Origin of the sequence: Xanthomonas cissicola (assembly GCF_008801575.1) — a bacterium.
Classification (GTDB): Bacteria; Pseudomonadota; Gammaproteobacteria; order Xanthomonadales; family Xanthomonadaceae; genus Xanthomonas; species Xanthomonas cissicola.
Genome location: NZ_VZPL01000090.1, coordinates 1 through 14,005, shown reverse-complemented (window position 1 = coordinate 14,005; position 14,005 = coordinate 1). Strand labels below are relative to the sequence as shown.

Sequence of the window (14,005 nt, the reverse complement as noted above, 5' to 3'; positions counted from 1 at the left end):
ACTGTTCCGTCGCTTGAAAGGCTACCGCCGGATTTTCTCGCGCTTCGAGAAGCTGGATGTCATGTTCCTTGGATTCCTCAGCTTCGTCCTAGTCGTTGATGGGCTTCGGATGTGTTAACAGGCCCTAACGAAAAGGCAGGCAATCGCGACACAGGCGAGGTCGGCACGCAAGAGCGAAAGCGACCACTCGTACCCACCGCTTCCATGGATCACCCACGTTCAACTGGCTCGCTACATCGCGTTAGCCGCACTCAGGCCGAAGGCCCCAGCACTTCGTGCAGCTTTCCGCTGAACTCGCCCAGCGTGAATGGCTTGGCGATCATGCTCATGCCTTCGCCGAGAAATTCGCCACGGTCGCGTGCCGTTTCCGCGTAGCCGGTCATGAAGATCACCGGCAGATCTCGCCGCGATTGCCGCGCGATCTCGGCCAACTGGCGTCCGTTGAGGCCCGGCAGGCCGACATCGGTGACCAGCAGGTCGATTCGCCGTGGCGAGGCAAGAATCGGCAGCGCCGCGTCCGCGTCGGCCACCACGTCGGCCTGGTAACCCAGCTCGCTGAGCAGTTCGGTGACCAGCAGCCGCACCTGCTCGTCGTCTTCCACCACCAGCACCTGCTGGCCCTGCCCTGCCAGCACCGCATCGCTCTGCGTCTGCGGCACTGCGGTTTGCGCCGCAACCCCGGCGGGCAGATACAGACTGACCGTGGTGCCCGCGCCCGGCTGCGATTCCACCCACACCTGGCCGTTGGACTGCTGTATGAAACCGTAGATCATCGACATGCCCAGGCCGGTGCCCTGGCCGATCGGCTTGGTGGTGTAGAACGGCTCGAACACGCGTTCAAGCACGTCGGCGGGCATGCCGGTCCCGGTATCTGCGACCGACACCACCACGTAACGCCCCGGCGCCAAGGCGATGCCACGGCCGAGTTCCAGCGGCTGATCTTCCACCTGCAGCTGCCGGGTTGCGATACGCAGCTGCCCGCCGTCGGGCATGGCATCGCGGGCGTTGATGGCCAGATTGATCAGTGCGCTTTCCAGCTGATTTTCGTCAACGTATGCCTGCGGCAGTTCCGCACACAGATCGATCTCCAGACGCACCGATTCGCCCAACGTGCGCGCCAGCAACTCCTGCAACGACGCCACCAGATCGTTCAACTGCAGATCCCGCGCCTGTAGCGACTGACGCCGCGAGAATGCCAGCAGGCGCTGGGTGAGCGCAGCTGCGCGCAATGCCGAGGCGGAAGCCACATCCAGAAAGCGGCCCAGCCCTTCGGTGCGCCCCTGGTCGATGCGCAGCCGCGCCAGATCCAGCGCAGACAAGATGCCGGTGAGCATGTTGTTGAAATCGTGTGCGATGCCACCGGTAAGCTGGCCTACCGCTTCCATCTTCTGCGCCTGGCGCAGCGCCGCTTCGCTGGATTCGCGCGCCAGCATCTGCTGTTGCAACTCGGCGGTCCGTTCGGCCACCTTGACCTCCAGCAGGCTGGCCTGTTGCTGGATCGATTCCAGCGCCAGCGCACGCGTGGTCACATCGGTGGCGAACACATGGAACCCATCCACCTTGCCGTCTGCATCCAAGCGCGGCATGTAGCGGATTTCCGCATCGCGGCGGCGGCCATCGGCATGCGGCCAGCTGGTTTCGATGGTCAACGTCTGACCGGCCAACGCGGCCTCGATCCAGGCGCGGCGTTCTTGAACCACCGCAGGCCCGACCACATCCGCCAACGGCCGCCCGATCACGTTGGAAGGCGGCACACCAATCCAGTCTTCGTAAGAACGATTGGCAAAGCGGTACACCAGGTCCTTGTCGATGAAAGCGATCAGCACCGGCAGCGCATCGGTCACCCGGCGCAGTTCGGCCTCGCTCTGCGCCAGCGCGGTGCGGCTTTCGGCCAACTGCGCCAGCTGGTCGCGGATGACGAACTGCTTCTGCCGTGCGCGCAACGCGGTGGAGATGGCGCTCAGCAACGAGGCCGAGCTCAGCGGCCGCTCCAACTCGATGACGTTGGTCATCTCGGCCGGCAGACGCACCTGCCGGCGGTTGTGCGCACCCCGCGGCGTGCGCAACAACACGAACGGAATGTCCGACCAAGCCTGCTGGCCTTGCAGGATGTGCGACAACGCATGCAGGTCGCCGCGGATCGCTTCTTCGGTCAGGACCACCACGCCGGAACCATCGTGCAGGTCGCCCGCCAGCGCGTCCAGCGTGGCATGGACCCGGCGCGCTAGCCCGCGTTCGCCAACGATGCCGGCAATGCTCTGCGCATCGCGGCCGAATGGCGCGATGATATGAACGATGGAGCCGTCCGCGTCACAGATAGTCAAGGGGACGATCCAGCAACGGGCCGTCGTCTCCGACAAACTGCGGCGTACCGGTCAACACGCCGTGGAATTTCTCCAGCGGCTCGCTCAGCTGCAGACCGCTGTTGCCGATGCGCAGTTCGCGAATCGCATCTTCATGCGCGCCGCTGCGATTCTTGATCACCGACAAGGCCTTGCGGATGCGTCCTTTCGCCTCGAAAAAGCGCAGCAAGACGACGGTGTCGGCCATGTAGGAGACATTGAGGGTGCTACTGGTCGCCATGCTGCCGACCAGCCCCTGCTGCGGGTTGATCAGGAACGTGGTCACCCCGCTTTGGTTGAGATACGACAACAGCTCGTGCATCTGCAACATCAGCTGCTTTTCCTGCGGCATCGACGCCAGATACCCGTTGAGGCTGTCGATCACCAGGATGCGGCACGCGCGCTCTTCCACGCTGCCGCGTACCGTCCAGGCAAACTCGCCCGGCGTGACTTCGGCCGGATCCATCTGGTGCAACTCCAGCAGACCTGCATCCATATATTTGCGCAGATCCATGCCCAGGCCTTCGGCACGCTTCAACAAGGTGCCGGTGCGCTCGTCGAACTCCAGCACGCAGCAATGCTCGCCGCGCTCGCACGCGGCAACCACGAACTGCAATGCCAGATTGGTCTTGCCCGAGCCGGCTGGCCCGGTCACTAGCGTGCTGGTACCGCGCAACGGGCCGCCATGCAGCAATGCATCGATGCGCTCCACTCCGCTGCCTACCGGTTCGCCGACAAATGGCAGGTGGTGGTCGGAGGCGATCAAACGCGGATAGATGCGCATACCGCCGGTGACGATGGCCAGATCGTGATAGCCGGCGATGAAATCTACGCCACGCAATTTCTGCACCTGCATCCGGCGCCGCGCCGCACCGAACTCCAGCGTCATGCGCTCCAGCGAAATCACCCCATGGCACAGGCTGTGCAGATGCGCATCGCGCTCGCCGTGCTCGCCGGTCAGATCGTCCACCAGGAACACCGTGATGTTGCGCGGCGCGAAATACTGCTTGAGCGCCAGCACCTGGCGCCGATAGCGCAGCGAATCCTGCGCAAGCAGGCGCAACTCGGACAACGAATCGAACACCACCCGCGTCGGTTTGACCCGATCCACTTCGGCCTGGATGAGCTTGATGGTGCCATCCAGCTCCATCTCCCATGGATGCAGGATGGATTGCTGCCGCCGTTCGCCCAAGAACGCCTCGGCGGATGCCAGCTCAAAAATATGCAGGGACTCCAACGACCAATGATGCGAAGCGGCCACTTCGGTGAGCTCGTCGATGGTTTCCGACAAGGTCACATACAGGCAGCTGTCGCCCTTGGCCGCACCATCCAACAGAAACTGAAGCGCCAAAGTCGTTTTGCCGGCACCGGGCTGGCCTTCGAGCAGGTACAAGCGGTTGGCGGGCAGCCCACCTCGCACGATAGTGTCGAGCCCGGTACTGCCAGTAGTGATGCGGTTTGCGATCATCTGCGTCACGTTCTTCATGGAACTGAATTTAACACGCGGACAGTATGACCCGGTGGGAGCGACTGAACTGATCAGTTTGCTTTACTTGACGCAAGGCACGTCATGGCTGTTGCGGGTATCGCAAATCACCAGAATTGCCGTGTTTTTACGATGATTCCCAAGCCTAGTGCATGACCAGGGCTGCAGCGGTGCACGCATCGTGTTGCACTGTCCCACACTGCCGTCACGCAGGTGCGCCTACCGTGCAGGGCGAAGCATCGCAGCATTGCGATCGCTCGAGGACCGTAGTGGCTTACGCATTACCCAACGCACGCATCCTGTTGGTCGAAGACGACGACGCAATCCGCGAAATGGCTGCAGACATTCTTGGCGACGAGGGCTACCACGTGGTGGCCTCTGCCGACGCCGAACACGCGCTGACGCAACTCACCAGGGCATGTCCGTTCGATCTGCTGTTATCGGACATCTGCCTGCCTGGCATGAACGGGCGCGACCTTGCCGATCAGGCGCGCATGCTCTACCCGGCGCTGCCCATCGTCTTCATGACTGGCTACGCGGGCGAAATCGCCAAACGTGCCGACTTTCTGGATACCGGCATGCATCTTTTGACCAAGCCATTTTCCTTGCGCGATCTGCTGGGCACCGTGCAGACGGCGCTCTAGGCAGGCCCAACCGCGTACGCACGCTGCATCTTTGCGCCACGTTCGCTGCGACACGCATCTCAGGCGATCGCTGCCAGTGCAGCGAGCGGCTCACAGCAGCACCGGCAACGATTAGCGCGCGCGACGCTCCAGCAACTGCGCCACCCGCCGCTCCAGCTCGATGGCCTGGAATGGCTTGGTCAACACCTCCATGCCATCGTCGAGCTGGCCCGCGCCCACTGCGGCACTGGCCGCATAGCCGGTGACGAACAGCACCGGCAATGCAGGACGCGATTGCCGCCCGGCATCGGCAACCTGACGCCCGTTGAGGCCGCCGGTCAGGCCGACGTCGGTCACCAGCACATCGATGTGCTCTTGCGAGCGCAAGCGCTCCACCGCCGCACTGCCCTCGGCGGTTTCGATCACGCGGTATCCGGCTTCGGTCAGTACTTCGGAAATCAACACACGAATCGCGGTTTCGTCCTCCACCAACAACACGGTGCGACTGTGCGCCGCGTTGCGCTGCAGCGGCGCATCGGCAGGTGCCACATCGTCCTGCGCCAGCACGCCGGTGAAACGCGGCAGGTACAAGGCCATGGTGGTGCCTACGCCCACTTCCGAATCGATGCGCACATGCCCGCCGGACTGGCGGGTGAACCCATAGATCATCGACAGGCCCAACCCGGTGCCCTGGCCGATGGGCTTGGTGGTGAAAAACGGTTCGAACACCCTGGCCATGACCTCGGCCGTCATGCCGGTCCCGGTGTCCTGCACGCTCAGGCACACGTAATCGCCAGCTGGCAGCTCCAGCTGCTGCGCGGCAGCGGCATCCAGCGCGCGGTTGTGCAGACTGATGGTGAGCTGCCCACCATCGGGCATGGCGTCGCGCGCATTGATACACAGATTGAGCAGCGCATTTTCCAGCTGCGGCGCGTCCACCAGCACCTGCCATGCTTGGTCCGCCGGACGCAGCTGCAGCGCGATCGACGGCCCCAGCGTGCGCGCAATGATGTCGTGCATGCCACGCACCAGCGCTTCCACATCCAGTGCGGTGGGCGCCAACGTCTGCCGACGCGAAAACGCCAGCAGCCGCTGGGTCAGTGCGGTGGCGCGCGCCGCGCTGGACTGTGCCATTTCCACATAGCGCTCCAGCCGGTCGTATTTGCCCTGTTCGATGCGCGTCTGCAGCAGTTCCAGGCCAACACTGATGGCGGTGAGCAAATTGTTGAAGTCGTGCGCCAGCCCGCCGGTCAGCTGCCCCACCGCCTCCATCTTCTGGCTTTGACGCAGCTTCTCTTCGGCAAGCAACAACGCCGCGCTGCGTTCGCGCACGCGCTCTTCCAGCGTCTCGGTGAGTTGACGCAGCTGCTCTTCGGCCACGCGTTTGTCGGTGATGTCGGCAGAAGTGCCGAACCATTCGGCGATCTGCTCGCGCTCATCGAGCAACGGAATCGCGCGCATCAAGGTCCAACCCACATGCCCATCTGCGCCGAGCACCCGGTATTCCACATCCACACCAGACTTGGTGGCAGTCGCCTGCGCAAGCGCTTGCGCCAACCGCGCACGGTCGTCCGGGTGCACCATCGTCTGCCAGTCGGGCGTGGCCGACACCGCGTCGCTCAGCACGCCGTCGCCCACCAGTTGGCGCAATTCGCGCCAGTGGGCACTGGCGGAAAAAATCGATTGCGACGACGCGCGCACCAGTGCGTCCAGGCGCCGCTCGCTCTTTTGCAGCGCCTCGCTGGCCAGCCGCTCGGCGGTGCGATCGCGCAACACCTTGACGAACCCGATCGCCTCGCCGGTTTCTTCGCGCAACACCATCAGCGAGCCGTTGGCCCAGAACCGCTCGCCGGATTTGCGCACGTGCCAGCGCTCGTCCATGCCGCTGCCGCTTTCCAGCGCTGCAGCGGCCTCGATCAGCATCTGCCGCTGCTCGACGTCTTCCGGAGTAAAGGTGCGCTGCAGCGTTTGCCCGAGCATCTCGGCCTCGCTCCAGCCCAGAATGCGCCGGGCACCTTCGTTCCACGACGTCACCCGCCCGTGCATATCGGTGGCGATGATGGCGTAGTCCATCACGCTGTCCAGGATCTGCCGGTTGCGCACTTCGGCCTCGCGCACCGCGCGTTCCAGGCTGATGCGGTCGGTGATGTCCAGACCCTGCACGAAGATGCCGGAGATGGTGCCGTCGGCGCCTGCGATCGGCTGATAGACCAGATCCAGCAAGCGTCGCTCGGTGGGACCACCCGGCACCGCTTGCACGATGTACGGCAGCGCATTGGCCGAAAACGCGCGCCCGGACTGGTACACCTCGTCCAGGCGACGCACATGCCCCTGCTCCACCGCATCCGGCAGCGCCTCGGCCAACGGCCGCCCGATCACATCGCGGTGGCCGATCAGACGCGAATAACACGGGTTGGCGAACTCCACCCGATGCTGCGGCCCGCTCAGGAACGCCATGAACATCGGCGCCTGCTCGAACAGGCGGATCAGGCGCTCGTGTTCGTCGGCCAGCCGCGCCTGCGCCCGCTTGCGCGCGGTGACTTCATTGGTGACACAGAACGCGCCGCCCACCCGGCCATCGTCCAGGTAGATCGGCGAGAACGAGAACGTCCACCAGGTCTGCTCCGGCACGCCGTAACGGTTCATGCCGATGGGCACTTCCTCAAAGCGCGATGCCTGGCCGACGAATGCCGCCTCGATCGGCTCGCGCACCGCCTCCCAGGCATCGGCCCACAGCACGCGCAGCGGCGCGCCCAGCGCCTGCGCCTGGCGCGGCCCCAGGATCGGCGTGTAGGCGTCGTTGTAGAAAAAGGTCAGCGCATCGCCCCACACCAGATACATGCTTTCGGGCGAACCCAGCATCAGATCGACCGCGTTGCGCAATGGCGATGGCCACTGTGCGGTGGGTCCCAGCGGGCTCGCCGCCCAGTCGTGGTTGCGCACCGCCTGCGCCATGACGCTGTTGCCGTGCGGAAATTCCGCATTCATAGACGGCGTACCCGCTGTGCGTCCACACACAGGTCGCCGCTACGGCACGCGCCGCGCACGACCGCGAGGTCGCCTGCCGTGAGCTTCTCCATCACCCATCCGTGCATCATGTCCAACCGTTGAAAAGACCAGGTCGCCGCAGGCGCATGACTCGTCGGCAAGACCAAGCGGCGCGCGGTCGCCCATCATCTGGCCTATGGCAGATGGCGTCCAGCCACACCCGTCTGCGGCGACTGAACCAGGCAGCTTCCCCGCCTGCGTTTGCGGCTGCACGCAGCCTACGCCACGGCCGGTACGGCCGTTGGCCTGCGCGCATGGGGCCGTGCCGTCTTCGGCAACACAGCAGCGCGATATCGCCTTGACAGCCAAGCCGCCAGGCTTGCGCGCGTTGCCACGCGGCGCTGACCGCCATGCCGCACTGCAGGAGACGTAACATTGCCCGATGGCCCCAGGGCAACGCACGGTCGTCCAAATGCTTGATCAGAATGAACTCATCCATCCGCAGGCTGCGGTCGCGCCAGGGTATCTGGCCAACCATGCGGCGCGGGTCTTCAACCGTCTGGTCGACGCCCAGCTGCGGCCGCACGGCGTGTCGCTGGCGCTGATCGGCCCGATCATGCTGCTGTCCTGGAAAGGCCCGATGCTGCAACGCGACCTGGTCATCGCCTCGGCCGTGAAGCAGCCGGCCATGGTGGCGCTGCTGGACAAGCTGGAGGGACTGAAGCTCATCAAGCGCACCCCGACCCCGCAGGATCGCCGCGCCGCGCTGGTGGCGCTCACCGCCCGCGGGCGCAAGATTGCCGAGCTCGGTGGGCGTGCGCTGCTGGGTATGAACGCAGTGGCGCTGGAAGGCTTTTCCACCGACGAGGTGCAGCAGACCGTCGCGTTGATGCACCGGCTGATCGCGAACATGGAGCGTCACGGGCAAGACGTGTAATATCATGCCTGATATTTCCTGCCCACGGTGACTGCAATGCCGCGTCGCATCCTCATCACCGGCGCCAGCATCGCCGGCAACACTGCCGCCTGGACACTCGCCCATCGCGGCTTCGATGTCACCGTGGCGGAACGCGCCACCCGGTTTCGCGATGGCGGCCAGAATATCGATGTCCGTGGTGTCGGCCGTGAGGTGCTGCAACGCATGGCCCTGGAACGTGCCGCGCTGGCGCAGGGAACCGGCGAAGAAGGCACCGCCTGGATCGACGCGCACGGCCAGGCCGTCGCCACCTTCAAGACCGAAGACGTCGATGGCGATGGCCCTACCGCCGAACTGGAGATCTTGCGCGGCGATCTGGCCCGCCTGCTCTACGATGCCGCGCGCAGCCATGTGGCATATCGCTTCGGCGACCGCATCGCCAGCATCGAAGACGCTGCCGGCAGCGATGCCGCAACCGTTACCTTCGAAAGCGGATGCAGCGAACGCTTCGACGCAGTGATCGTCGCCGAAGGCGTGGGCTCTTCGACGCGCGAACAGGTTTTCCCCGGGGAAAACGATCCGCGCTGGATGGATCTGACCATCGCCTATTTCACCATCCCGCGCAGCGCCGACGACGACCGGCTGTGGCGCTGGTACCACACCACCGGCGGGCGCAGCATCTCGTTGCGACCCGACCGGCACGGCACCACGCGTGCCATGCTCTCGCTGCAGAAACCGCCCGAGGGCGAACAGGACTGGGGCGTCGACGCCCAGAAGGCCTACCTGCACGAGCGCTTTGCCGACGCCGGTTGGCAAGCGGCCCGCGTACTCGATGGCATGCACGGCACCGACGATTTCTACTTCGATGCCCTACGCCAGGTGCGTATGCAACGCTGGCACAGCGGCCGCACCGTGCTCACCGGCGATGCGGCCTGGTGCGCGACGCCATTGGCCGGGATCGGCGCCACCCTGGCAGTGACCGGCGCGTATGTGCTGGCCAACGAGATCGCCCAGGCGGACACACTGGACGCGGCCTTCGCGGCCTACGCCACCGCCATGCGTCCGATGGTCGAGCAGGCCCAGGGCGTGCCGAAGATCGGCCCACGCCTGATGAACCCGCATAGCCGGCTCGGCATCCATCTGCTGCATGGCGCCCTCAAACTCGCCAGCCAGCCAAGCGTGCAGAACCTCGCTGCGAAGTGGATGACGCCTGCGATCAAGGCGCCGGATCTCTCGCGTTATCCCTAAAAGCGCCGTTGACAGTCGCCGGTGCGCCGTGCGCGGCAGCGCTGCCGCTGCGAGCGAGGAGATCGCTCGGCACGCAGTGGACAGCCCCACCAGCACCTGAACCGGCAGACGCTACGGCTTCAGTTCCAACGTTAGAGGTCGCTAACGAACATGTCGAGACACAACTAGAGCGGCGGCCGTTGCGCTGGCTCCTGCAGTGTCGCGCGCGCCTTCGTCTCCCTGCAGTTGCCGGGACTCCCCCGCTCTTCCGCCAGTCGGAACACCGATCGAACCCCTATGCATTTCTTCCCGAATCTGCGCATTGGACAGCGCCTGGCCCTGGGCTTTCTCGCGATCATCGTCTTGATGGTGATCCTGACCGTGGTCGGCATCCAACGCGTTCGCAGCATCGACCAGCAGCTCACTGCCATCAATGAAGTCAACAGCGTCAAGCAGCGCTACGCGATCAACTTCCGCGGCAGTGTCCACGACCGCGCCATCGCGCTGCGCGATGTCGTGCTCATGGACGACCCCGCGAACCGCCACGCCGCCGAACAATCGATCGACAAGCTCGCTGCCGATTACGCACGCTCTGCGCAACCGCTCGACGACATGATCGCCAGCTCGACCGATGCGGAAGAGAAAGACATTCTCCAGCAGATCAAGACCATCGAGCAGCGCACCCTGCCGCTGATTGCGCAAGTGCGCGCGTTCCGCGATGCGGCCGACAAGGCGCAGGCACAACAGCACCTGCTGCAGCAAGCGCGCCCGGCCTTCATTGCCTGGCTGGCCAGCATCAACGCCTTCATCGATCTGCAGGAAGCCAAGAACCGCCAAGCCGCCAGGCAGGCCGTTGCCACCGCGCGCGGCTTTGCGATGCTGATGGTGATGTCCACCGTGGTCGCCCTGCTGCTGGGCGCCGCCATCGCGTTCCTGCTCACGCGCAGTGTGGTGCTACCGCTACGCCAGTCGCTGCGCCTGGCCCAGCGCATCAACGACGGCGACCTGCGCAGCCAGGACGCAGCGACCGGCAACGACGAATCCGGGCAACTGCTGCGCGCCATGCAGCAGATGCAGCGGCGCCTGCAGGAAGTGATCTCCGCACAACGCAGCATGGCTGCGCGCCACGACGCCGGCGAAATCAGCTACCGCACCGACGCACGGTGTTTCCCCGGCGAATATGGCGACATGGTGCAAGACACCAACGCGCTCGTGCACGCCCACGTGCAGACCCAATTGCGCATGACCGAGGTCATGGGCAGCTACGCGGTTGGCGATCTTGCCCAGGACATCGAGCAGTATCCCGGCGAAAAATCCGCCATCACTGCCACCATGCAGCAGGTCAAGCGCAACCTGCAGGCGATCAACGCGCAGATCCAGGAACTGACCCAGGCCGCCTGCGCAGGCGACTTCGCGCTACGCGGCCAGCCGGAGAAGTTCGAGCACGACTTCCGCCTGATGGTGGAAAACCTCAACACCATGATGGCCACCTCCGATACCAACCTGGCCAACTTCTCCGGGCTGCTGCGCGCGATCGCCGATGGCGACCTGACCGTGCGCATGTCCGGCAATTTTCACGGCGTGTTCGCCTCCATGCGCGACGACGCCAACAGCACCGTGCACCGCCTCACCGACATCGTCACCCGCATCCAGACAACCTCCAACAGCATCGGCTTCGCCGCAGAAGATATCGCCAGCGGCAATCAGGAGCTGGCGCAGCGCAGCGAACAACAAGCCGCCAGCCTCGAAGAAACCGCCGCCTCGATGGAAGAGCTGACCTCCACCGTCAAGCAGAATGCCGAGCACGCCGCCCGCGCCAACCAGCTCGCACGCGGCGCCGCCGCGATCGCCACGGAAGGCCGCGACGTGGTCGGCCAGGTCATCGAACAGATGTCCGGCATCGAAGCCGCTTCCAGGCGCATCGCCGACATCATTTCGGTCATCGACGGCATCGCCTTCCAGACCAATATCCTGGCCCTCAACGCCGCGGTGGAGGCCGCACGCGCAGGCGAACAAGGCCGCGGCTTCGCCGTTGTCGCATCGGAAGTGCGCACGCTCTCGCACCGCTCCTCGGATGCAGCAAAAGAAATCAAGCGGCTCATCGACGACTCCGTACAACGCGTCGCCGACGGCTCCACACTCGTGCACACCGCCGGCACCACCATGGGCGAAGTCGTCACCAGCGTCCAGCACGTCACCGACATCATGGCCCACATCTCCGCCGCCTCGAACGAACAAGCCGGCGGTATCGAACAGGTCAATCACACCATCGCGCAGATGGACGAGACCACCCAACACAATGTGCGCCTGGCCGAAGCCGCCAGCACCGCCGCGCACGCGTTGGAACAGCACTCCACGCAACTCACCCGCGCAGTGGACGTCTTCAAGGTCAACGCAACGGTGCTGTGAGCCCGCGCGATCGCGTTCGATAGACAAGCGACGGTCGCGGCGATCGTCTGGGCCTCGACTTACCGCAGGCGCCTACTCGGCGGAAAACAGACCAACCTGCCGCGGCGGATAGATCAGATCGCGCCCAACCGGGCGCGCATCGGCATTCAACTGATGCGGCTGCACCGCGGTCTCGCCAAGAATGTGCAGCACCTGCCACCGGCGGTGCAGCAACAGATCCGCAATCAAGCGGCGATGGCACTGCCACCAGAGCGCTTCGGCGCACATCAGCGCCGTACGCCGCTCCCGTGCCATGGCCGTCGCTTGCTCCAGCCCGGCGCCGAAGTCGGCGCTGGTCATATGGTCGGCATAGCCCTGAAACGCCGCGTTGCGCCACGCGCCATTGGGCGATCCGGGTTGCGCCTTGCGACGTCCGCCCAGCGCGGGCAGCCACAGATAGCGCACCGACGCCGCGTCCAATGCCTGCGCCAGCGTGTCGCTGGCAAACCAAGGGTAGCGACGCGAGCCCGGAAAGCGCCGCACATCCACCAATGCCTCAATCCGATGCGCGCCCAACAGCGCAACGAACGCCTCCCAGGTCCTGGTGGAATGACCGATCGTCCAGAGTTTCCCGGCCGCATCGCCAGCGGCCTGCAGCGCAGGCAGGTCGGTGTTGATCAGGAGGGAGGTGTCATGCATCGCAGCAGCAGCTAAGCGGAGTGGCAATACAGCACTATCACTGCAGGCGCCCACAGCAAGTGATGGACAGGGGCTTATGCCCAGACGCGGATCTGGCTCATCTGCGTTTTAAGCGCGTGCAGCTCCCGTAGCAAGGTGAGCGCTGCTCGCTCCGGATCGTCCTGAAAGCGATAGCAGCGATGCAGGTGCCGGCAGCGCGACCACCTGCACTGCACGGTCTAGCGCACCGCTGAGCGATCAGCCCGCTGACACATTGATCGTCAGGACGACCATCGCACAGAGTATGGGACAGCAGATGGGACGAGCGGTGTGCGCGGCGGAACGTCACGGCACCTCTGCGATTTGCAACGACGTATGGCGGAGAGAGTGGGACGTGAAGTAACGCCCCCTAACCCACTGATCTGCAAGCAAAACACAAACCGGATTGTGTCCTGGTGGGTGTCTGACAAGTTTAGAGTTGTCCAAGGTCAGCGGCAAGCGCGAAAATCTCAGCGGCAGATCAGGGCACCACCAAAAGATCTCCCTTTGACGCCAATCGCCCCGCCCCGACGAGGGCCTCACAGCGATCAAGAATGACCCGGCGAAGTTGTGGGCTCGTGCTCTTGTAGCCGAGCTGCCGCGAGACCATCGTCACCAACTCCTCAGCCTTCGCGCCCAGATTGTTCTGCACGACCTTGATCAGAGCCGAATCGATTTCGGAAGGAGGCAAGAATTCTGGGCGGCGCAGTGTCAGGGACTCGACTATCGAGCGGTCGCGCACGCGGACCTCCTTGCCCGGAATGGCCAAGAAGTCCTTGTCGACGATCTGCACACCACCCATCGACACCACCGACCCAATCGCATCCTCAACAGCTTGCTGGATGCGCGAACCTGCGCGCTGCAAGCCCCAAAGCGTCCGGGCGCGCGTCACGATCTCGCTGCGATGAATAGGACTTTCCACCTCCACGATCTGCCGCACGATGGCCGCGAGCTGCCCTGCTGGAACCAGATGCAATTCAAACTGATTGCTTGGCACAGCAAAGGACGCTTCGATGTAGGACTGAGTGTCCGGCGGACTTTGCGCCTCAATGAGTCCCATCTCAGTGACCTCACCGCGATCGACGGTGAGAATTTCGACCGGCACCGCACGGTGCGAAGACTTGGGACTGGGCTCTAAGGTGCCTGACTCCGACTTTTGATACGCCCAGGGTTCCGTAGACACTCAAGACCCTCGTTGCGCGTAGCGCCGTTCAAACTCTACAGGGGACAGGTCGCCAGTTGAACCATGACGGCGTTGTGGGTTGTAGAACATCTCGATGTAGTCGAACACCTCGGCGCGTGCGGCGTCCTTGGTGGG

10 protein-coding genes and 1 pseudogene are annotated in these 14,005 nt (G+C 64.4%); 5 read left to right on the top strand and 6 right to left on the bottom strand.

The features are described 5' to 3' along the window. Nucleotides 1-118, top strand: a pseudogene (locus F7R02_RS22160) (IS5-like element ISCARN85 family transposase); the annotation flags it as partial. 133 nt (nucleotides 119-251) lie between these two features. Here F7R02_RS22160 and F7R02_RS22155 read toward each other — a convergent pair. Beyond that, a complete protein-coding gene (locus F7R02_RS22155; protein WP_078591299.1) occupies nucleotides 252-2,324 on the bottom strand; it encodes a PAS domain-containing protein in 2,073 nt (690 codons plus the stop codon). Then, nucleotides 2,311-3,828 carry an ATPase domain-containing protein gene (locus F7R02_RS22150; protein ID WP_078591300.1) on the bottom strand — a complete coding sequence of 506 codons (1,518 nt, stop codon included), beginning with the start codon at nucleotides 3,826-3,828 and terminating at the stop codon, nucleotides 2,311-2,313. Before F7R02_RS22150 ends, F7R02_RS22155 begins: the two co-directional genes overlap by 14 nt. A 299-nt stretch (nucleotides 3,829-4,127) precedes the next feature. Between F7R02_RS22150 and F7R02_RS22140 the strand changes: the two genes are divergently transcribed. Beyond that, nucleotides 4,128-4,472, top strand: coding sequence for a response regulator (locus F7R02_RS22140; RefSeq protein ID WP_026006821.1), 345 nt, complete (start codon nucleotides 4,128-4,130; stop codon nucleotides 4,470-4,472). Between the two features lie 111 nt (nucleotides 4,473-4,583). Here the strand turns inward: F7R02_RS22140 and F7R02_RS22135 are convergent, their stop codons facing one another. Next, complete coding sequence (locus F7R02_RS22135) at nucleotides 4,584-7,439, bottom strand: PAS domain-containing hybrid sensor histidine kinase/response regulator (protein ID WP_033485359.1); 2,856 nt, start codon at nucleotides 7,437-7,439, stop codon at nucleotides 4,584-4,586. Nucleotides 7,440-7,911: 472 nt separating this feature from the next. On the opposite strand from F7R02_RS22135, the gene F7R02_RS22125 reads away from it, so the two are divergent. The 3 genes from F7R02_RS22125 to F7R02_RS22115 all read left to right on the top strand — a co-directional run bounded on the left by F7R02_RS22125 (nucleotide 7,912) and on the right by F7R02_RS22115 (nucleotide 11,991). Next, entirely contained in the window at nucleotides 7,912-8,376 is a 465-nt protein-coding gene (locus F7R02_RS22125) for a MarR family winged helix-turn-helix transcriptional regulator (protein ID WP_003481719.1), read from the top strand. A 36-nt stretch (nucleotides 8,377-8,412) separates the two neighbouring features. Continuing rightward, entirely contained in the window at nucleotides 8,413-9,603 is a 1,191-nt protein-coding gene (locus F7R02_RS22120; protein ID WP_078591301.1) for an FAD-dependent monooxygenase, read from the top strand. Nucleotides 9,604-9,879: 276 nt separating this feature from the next. Then, nucleotides 9,880-11,991 carry a methyl-accepting chemotaxis protein gene (locus F7R02_RS22115; RefSeq protein ID WP_078591302.1) on the top strand — a complete coding sequence of 704 codons (2,112 nt, stop codon included), beginning with the start codon at nucleotides 9,880-9,882 and terminating at the stop codon, nucleotides 11,989-11,991. A gap of 72 nt (nucleotides 11,992-12,063) precedes the next feature. Here the strand turns inward: F7R02_RS22115 and F7R02_RS22110 are convergent, their stop codons facing one another. The 3 genes from F7R02_RS22110 to F7R02_RS22100 all read right to left on the bottom strand — a co-directional run. Further along, nucleotides 12,064-12,669: a DUF488 domain-containing protein gene (locus F7R02_RS22110; RefSeq protein ID WP_078591303.1), complete on the bottom strand. Its 606-nt coding sequence runs from the start codon at nucleotides 12,667-12,669 to the stop codon at nucleotides 12,064-12,066. A 499-nt stretch (nucleotides 12,670-13,168) separates the two neighbouring features. Beyond that, entirely contained in the window at nucleotides 13,169-13,792 is a 624-nt protein-coding gene (locus F7R02_RS22105; RefSeq protein WP_235900974.1) for a DUF3320 domain-containing protein, read from the bottom strand. Nucleotides 13,793-13,870: 78 nt separating this feature from the next. Beyond that, nucleotides 13,871-14,005, bottom strand: a 135-nt coding sequence (locus tag F7R02_RS22100; protein WP_151210041.1) for an IS3 family transposase, incomplete at its 5' end; no start/stop codon positions are given.

Excerpts from the sequence above, each read along its gene's own strand:
- F7R02_RS22150 (WP_078591300.1), bottom strand. The coding sequence starts at position 3,828 with ATGAAGAACGTGACGCAGATGATCGCAAACCGCATCACTACTGGCAGT.
- F7R02_RS22135 (WP_033485359.1), bottom strand. The coding sequence starts at position 7,439 with ATGAATGCGGAATTTCCGCACGGCAACAGCGTCATGGCGCAGGCGGTG.
- F7R02_RS22125 (WP_003481719.1), top strand. The coding sequence starts at position 7,912 with ATGCTTGATCAGAATGAACTCATCCATCCGCAGGCTGCGGTCGCGCCA.
- F7R02_RS22120 (WP_078591301.1), top strand. The coding sequence starts at position 8,413 with ATGCCGCGTCGCATCCTCATCACCGGCGCCAGCATCGCCGGCAACACT.
- F7R02_RS22115 (WP_078591302.1), top strand. The coding sequence starts at position 9,880 with ATGCATTTCTTCCCGAATCTGCGCATTGGACAGCGCCTGGCCCTGGGC.
- F7R02_RS22110 (WP_078591303.1), bottom strand. The coding sequence starts at position 12,669 with ATGCATGACACCTCCCTCCTGATCAACACCGACCTGCCTGCGCTGCAG.